A 3,180-nucleotide genomic window follows, 5' to 3' on the forward strand; every position below is an offset into this window, starting at 1 on the left:
TCCAAATTCCAGCGCCGAATTGCGATGTGACGAGCAAAAAAGAGAAAGTGCCAAATTGTATCGGCGATGATGTGCTGAGAACGTGAATTGACAGAAGAAATTGCGCAATAGATGCGCCGATCGGACCAACCGTGGCGATAACATATAACCCAATCCGCGCCACAACGGCGCGTGGCTGGGACGATCGGTTGAGCAAAGCAAATACTTTCATCTTTTTGCGCCCGAATGAAACAAATGACCAACACGTCGGGCCCAAGGCGTGCCCTGGCGACGCAAAGTGATTTTTATTAGTCGTGGCGTCACGCTTCCGCCTCTGACCGTGTTTATTTACGTAAAGACGGGGCGAACAGCGGGATTCCAGACACCGGCGTCATCGATGATCTTAATGTCGACCAAGGTCTGGAAGAACTATCCAGGCGCGTCAATAACCGCCCCGATGCGTCGCTTGCTGGACATGTGCCACTGGATAATAGCGCTGCACGCCGGTGAAGCCGTCGAGCGAATTTCGCAGCTTGCCGTCGAAAGCAATAACCTTCGCTTTTTCGGCTCGCTGGCATGAAGCAAGAACTCAATCCACAATGAGGCGGTTACGCATTCTTCCTGATCATGGGACGGACGCCTTGCTTGCCGCTCGAGCGAGTTTCAAGCCCGAACGCAACCGCTGCGCCAGCCCCGGCAGCCAAGACCAAGCCTACAAGCGAAAAGATGATATATTTCGGAAACACCGGGTCGAGCGGTGTGAATGCGCGCTGGACAATCTTGACTGGAGTTATTTTGGCGCTGCTAAGTTCTGCTGAAATTCGCTCCTCCACGGTTCGCTTGCCATATGTGACCGCATTGACCTTCGCCTGCTCCACCGCCGCCTTGAGTTCCGAGAATTCTACGGCCTTGGTCGCCAACGCGCTGAGTTCTGCATTCGCTTCCGCGATTTGTTTGGTCAGCTCGCCTTCGACATTGGCCAGGCCAGAAAGATCGGAGTTGACTTTCAACAACTCCACCATCGCGTCCTGATAAACGCGCACCATCAACAATGGAGGGCCGGAGGACAAAACGGCGGAAGACGCCGCGTCTGCCGGTTCGTTTGGGCGATTGTTTCTTGCGGTTCCAAGGTTATCCACCAATGAACTGACATATGAGGATTGCGCCACCGCTTTCAGCCTGCGGAGCTGGTCTGTGAGACTCTGCTTGCGTCCCTGCTTCTCGACAATCGCGCTCCTGGCTGCAAGCAATGAACCCGTCAGCTCGCTCAGGCGCTTGAGCAAAAGGGTATTCTGCTCATCGATAGAGTAGGTCTTGTTCGCGACGGCGAAAATCTCAAAATTCTTGGAGGCGCCCCTCACTTCGTCACGAAATTTTTCTCCCTGTTGTTCGTAAAAGCGCGCGGCGCCAGTAAGGCTGATAACCGTCAGTTGTCGATTTATAACTTCCTCCGCAATCGCATTTGCAAAAGCTGACGCGATCGTAGGGTCTTTGTGCCTGAAGGCGATGGTAATCACGTCGGAGTTTGGTTCCAAGTGTACACTTAGAGACTTGGATAATAGGGGGATCGCCTTGTCCAGCGGCGAGGCGTTCGCCAATTTATCAGGTCGACTATTTCTCCAACCACCGAGAAGCGCTCTTCCGAGCAAGGACTTGTCTGCTAAGTCCGCCAGCCAGGAATTGCGGGGCGCGTCGCCTGGGCTAAGCAATTGGAGCAGACCGACTTTTGTGGCGGCGTCGCGGACGACCTCGCTGCTCTCGGCAATCAGAGCCAACGAAGAGCCGGCTGTCTTTCGAAAGGGATCGCTCGGATGCTCGCCGCTTACCTCTCCCACGATCAGCATTGCGGTCGCTTCATACTTTGGCGTGATAAGCAGCATTCCGACAAAGAACAAAGCCGCGACGGCAAAAGAGGTGGCAAATGCAACGTATCGCCGCCTCCACACGATTGATGCGATGTCGAGGGTTTCCCGTCGCTCAACGCGATTTTCAACGGCCACGCCACTGATTGCTGTCACGGGTTCTCTCCGTCGGTTTCGCAATCTGTCCCGTTTGACGGCGATTGCTCGTTGCATTTCACCGCGATGAGCGGCGGCGCTGGAATACAAACATGATAGAAATAGCGCACGAAATAACCCAACCGCAGCAATTTTATACACAATACATTATGTAAAATGGTGATACCTATGATAAATATCCGTATGATACTCTCGCACACATCGCGGCGCTTGCGCGCAATGAACTTGTAACCTGATAGCGCCGTCATTCCACTTAGCTAACAAGAAGCTGACGCCGCAGCGTACGCTATGCCGATTTGCTGTCTTCAATATTTGCGCGTCCATATTTCGTATCCGCACGACGCTGCCGGTCTGAATTAGTAGGTGTCGCGAGTGACTTTATTATGCCAGAATATGTGTCCTGCATCTTGGTTTCGGTTGGAAGCGTCGCGGCCAATTGTTCGACAGAACTGGCGAGTTGCCGCCGACGCTGTTCGTCAAATACAACGCAATTCATCGCCTGCGCCATTTCGTCAATATTTGCAGGGTCACAAAAAACGGCTGCGTGCGACCCGTTTGGCAAGCTGACGGCCTCAACTTGTGTCGGCACGTCGCTCACAAGCAAAGGACAGCGGGCGTAGATTGCTTCAAGGAGCGAAAAGCTGTGCCCTTCGTACATACTGACCTGAACGTATGCATCACATGCATATAATAAATTTATCACGTCCTCATTAGGACGCATTCCAAGCAATGTTACTTTTTTTGACAAATCGCCGTTGAATATTATCTGCTCTAATTCTTTTCTCTGCGGACCTTCTCCAGCCAAAACCAATCTGATATTGTTTGTCCTCGTCATAGCCAAAACTGCGGCCGAGACGTTTTTTTGAGGAGCGAGTCGGCCCGCCATAAAAAGAAATCCCTCGCTGTTTTCGATGCCGAGCCGCCGTCTGACTTCTTCCCGAGCCATTGTTGGAGTCAGAAACGGCAGGCCGTTGGTCACGACACGAATACGGCTCAGATAGTTGGCTGGATGACTTTCAAATGAAGTGGCGACAGCTTGTGACACGCAAACGATCTCATCATAAACTCCGACTGAGCCCATTACCATATCAATGAACTGCATAGACCTATGCTGCTTATTACGTGGGCAATGGTGCGTTGCGATGCATTTGCTCCCAGTGACGAGACCAGCGACGCCAGTGAG

4 protein-coding genes are annotated in these 3,180 nt (G+C 52.5%); 1 reads left to right on the plus strand and 3 read right to left on the minus strand.

All coding sequences use genetic code 11. The features are described 5' to 3' along the window. Positions 1–211, minus strand: a 211-nt coding sequence (locus tag ACLP2E_RS00400; protein ID WP_442464823.1) for a hypothetical protein, incomplete at its 3' end; no start/stop codon positions are given. Positions 212–385: 174 nt separating this feature from the next. On the opposite strand from ACLP2E_RS00400, the gene ACLP2E_RS00405 reads away from it, so the two are divergent. Beyond that, positions 386–559 (plus strand): hypothetical protein, encoded by a 174-nt coding sequence (locus ACLP2E_RS00405; RefSeq protein ID WP_442464824.1) that lies wholly within the window; start codon positions 386–388, stop codon positions 557–559. Positions 560–587: 28 nt separating this feature from the next. Here ACLP2E_RS00405 and ACLP2E_RS00410 read toward each other — a convergent pair whose 3' ends face one another. Together ACLP2E_RS00410 and ACLP2E_RS00415 are read right to left on the minus strand one after the other, a co-directional pair. Next, a complete protein-coding gene (locus tag ACLP2E_RS00410) occupies positions 588–1,997 on the minus strand; it encodes a GumC family protein (protein WP_442464825.1) in 1,410 nt (469 codons plus the stop codon). A gap of 286 nt (positions 1,998–2,283) precedes the next feature. Further along, the coding region (locus ACLP2E_RS00415; protein ID WP_442464826.1) for a glycosyltransferase family 4 protein at positions 2,284–3,180 on the minus strand (897 nt) is incomplete at its 5' end.

Source organism: Rhodoblastus sp., from assembly GCF_052145335.1.
In the GTDB taxonomy this organism is placed as follows: Bacteria; Pseudomonadota; Alphaproteobacteria; order Rhizobiales; family Beijerinckiaceae; genus Rhodoblastus.

What these genes read in the sequence shown, in the direction of transcription:
- ACLP2E_RS00405 (WP_442464824.1), top strand. Translation starts at nt 386, where the DNA reads ATGTCGACCAAGGTCTGGAAGAACTATCCAGGCGCGTCAATAACCGCC.